Genomic DNA, 2,644 nt, shown 5'->3' with positions numbered 1-2,644 from the left:
CTAGATGCAGTAGTTGGACGGTCGTCAGGGTGCGTCCCGCGGGGCGGCTGGCAAGGCACAACGACGAAGAATAGTCGTTCTATTCCGAGGAGTTGTAACGCAGCCAGGCGCCGCGCGGGGCGTGCCCTGGCGGCTGTAGCGCGGCTCACCCAGCAGTTGAGCTGCAAGAGACCACTCGATCTCAAGCAGCAAAAGCGTTTGCAAGCGGCACGAAGCGGTCAACTGCTCCATCTAGGTTCGAGGATTGTGCAGGCCCGGTTGTGCCACAGCGGGCCGCCCCCGACAATCGACCCCAGCCAGTGGAATAACCGTTCAGAGGTGCCGTGACCATGATCTTCAAACAACTGCTGGAGGCGGACTCCTCCACCTATACCTATCTCATCGGCTGCGAGGACACGCGCCAGGCCATTCTCATCGACCCGGTGCTGGACACCGTGGAGCGCGACCTCCAAGTGCTCAAAGACCTGGGGCTGACGCTGATGGCGACGCTGGAGACCCACGTCCACGCCGACCACCTCACCAGCGCCAAGCGCCTGAAGGGCCGCACCGGCTGCAAGACCGCGTATCCCAAGATGCTCGGCCTGCCCTGCCAGGATATCGGCGTGCAGGAGGGTGAGCCCTTCGCCGTGGGCAGTGTGAGCCTTCATCCGCTGTTCACGCCCGGCCACACGGATCATCATCACGCCTATCTCATCGACACACCGATCCAGAAGTTCGTCTTCACCGGCGATGCGCTGCTCATCGAGGCCTGCGGTCGCACGGACTTCCAGTCCGGCAGCGCCGGCGACCTCTACAACAGCATCCACAATAAGCTGTTCTCCCTGCCGGACGAGACCCTGGTCTACCCGGGCCACGACTACGAGCACCGTTTCGTCTCCAGCATCGCCCAGGAGAAGGCGCGCAACCCGCGGCTCGGCGGCGGCCGCACCAAGGAAGACTTCGTGGCGCTGATGGACGGGCTGGACCTGCCCTACCCGCGCAAGATCGACTTCGCCGTGCCGGGCAACGAGGCCTGCGGTGAATGCCCGGCGAACATACCCGAGCAGTTCCGCGGGCCCTGTGCCGCGAGCGATCAAGGCTGACGAGCGCCCCGCGCGGATGACATGGACCATTGCCGCCGTTGATCGGCGCGACATCTATACTCCGTGACTCGACCCGCCGCCGCCCGAAGCCAGATGCAATGAGCACCATCGCCCAGACAGACCTGATCCAGAGCGTCGCCGACGCGCTGCAATACATCAGCTACTACCACCCGCCGGACTATATCCGCGCCCTCGCCCAGGCCTACGAGGCCGAGGAGTCGGCGGCGGCCAAGGACGCCATGGCGCAGATCCTGGTCAACTCGCGCATGTGCGCCGAGGGCCACCGTCCCATCTGCCAGGACACCGGGCTGGTGGTGGCCTATCTGAAAGTCGGCATGGACCTGCATTGGGACGCGGACTGGGACGCCGATGCGGGGCTTCAGCAGCTCGTCGACGAGGGCGTGCGCCGCGCCTACACCCACCCGGACAACGTGCTGCGGGCATCCATGGTGAACCCGCCCTTCGGCGTGCGGAAGAACACCGGCGACAATACGCCGGCTATGGTGCACGTGGAACTGGTGCCGGGCGACAAGCTCGACGTGCGACTCGCCGCCAAGGGCGGCGGCTCGGAGAACAAATCCCGCTTCGCCATCCTGAACCCGAGCGACAGCATCGCGGACTGGGTGCTCAAGACCGTGCCGACCCTAGGCGCCGGCTGGTGCCCGCCGGGCATGCTCGGCATCGGCATCGGCGGCTCCGCAGAAAAGGCCATGCTGCTGGCCAAAGAGGCGCTGCTCGAGGACATCGACATCCATGAGCTCAAGGCGCGGGGGCCTTCAAGCCCCACCGAGGAGCTGCGGCTGGAGCTGTTCGAGAAGGTCAATGCGCTCGGCATCGGCGCCCAGGGGCTTGGCGGACTCACCACCGTACTGGACGTGAAGATCAACACCTTCCCGACCCACGCCGCATCCCTGCCGGTGGCCATCATCCCCAACTGCGCCGCCACCCGGCACATCCATTTCACACTCGACGGCACCGGCCCCGCAGAGTTGATGCCGCCCAAGCTCGAAGACTGGCCGAAGCTCGACTACGATCCCACCGCCGGCGCCCGCCGCGTGGACCTGGACAGCGTCACCCGCGAAGACGTCGCCACCTGGCAGCCGGGGGAGCGGCTGCTCCTCTCCGGCAAGCTGCTCACCGGACGGGATGCCGCCCACAAACGCCTCAAGGACCTGCTCGACCGCGGCGAGCCCTTACCCGAGGGCGTCGACCTCTCCAACCGCTTCATCTACTACGTCGGCCCCGTGGACCCGGTGCGCGATGAGGTGGTCGGCCCCGCCGGCCCCACCACGGCCACACGCATGGACAAGTTCACCGAGCAGATCCTGGAGCAGACCGGGCTCATCGGCATGATCGGCAAGGCCGAGCGCGGACCGGGGGCGGTGGAGGCCATCCGCAGGCACGGCGCGGTGTATCTCATGGCCGTCGGCGGCGCGGCCTACCTGGTCGCCAAGGCCATCAAATCGTCGCGACTCGTCGCCTTCGAAGACTTGGGCATGGAGGCGATCCGCGAGTTCGAGGTCGAGGACATGCCGGTCACTGTCGCTGTGGACAGCCGCGGG

Annotated in this window: 2 protein-coding genes; both read left to right on the top strand. The window is 66.5% G+C overall.

All coding sequences use genetic code 11. The annotated features are described in order from the left end of the window. The first annotated feature begins 329 nt into the window (after positions 1–329). Positions 330–1,082: an MBL fold metallo-hydrolase gene (locus I6U14_RS05310; RefSeq protein WP_296897483.1), complete on the top strand. Its 753-nt coding sequence runs from the start codon at positions 330–332 to the stop codon at positions 1,080–1,082. A 98-nt stretch (positions 1,083–1,180) separates the two neighbouring features. Continuing rightward, positions 1,181–2,644: fumarate hydratase (locus I6U14_RS05305; protein WP_296897482.1), on the top strand; the 1,464-nt coding region annotated here is incomplete at its 3' end.

This window comes from Thiohalocapsa sp. (genome assembly GCF_019695415.1).
In the GTDB taxonomy this organism is placed as follows: Bacteria; Pseudomonadota; Gammaproteobacteria; order Chromatiales; family Chromatiaceae; genus Thiohalocapsa.
The sequence above is the reverse complement of the archived record's forward strand: the minus strand, read 5'-3'. Positions and strand labels throughout refer to the sequence as shown.

Bases quoted from the DNA above. Each gene is read 5' to 3' on its own strand.
- I6U14_RS05310 (WP_296897483.1), top strand. From the start codon at position 330: ATGATCTTCAAACAACTGCTGGAGGCGGACTCCTCCACCTATACCTAT.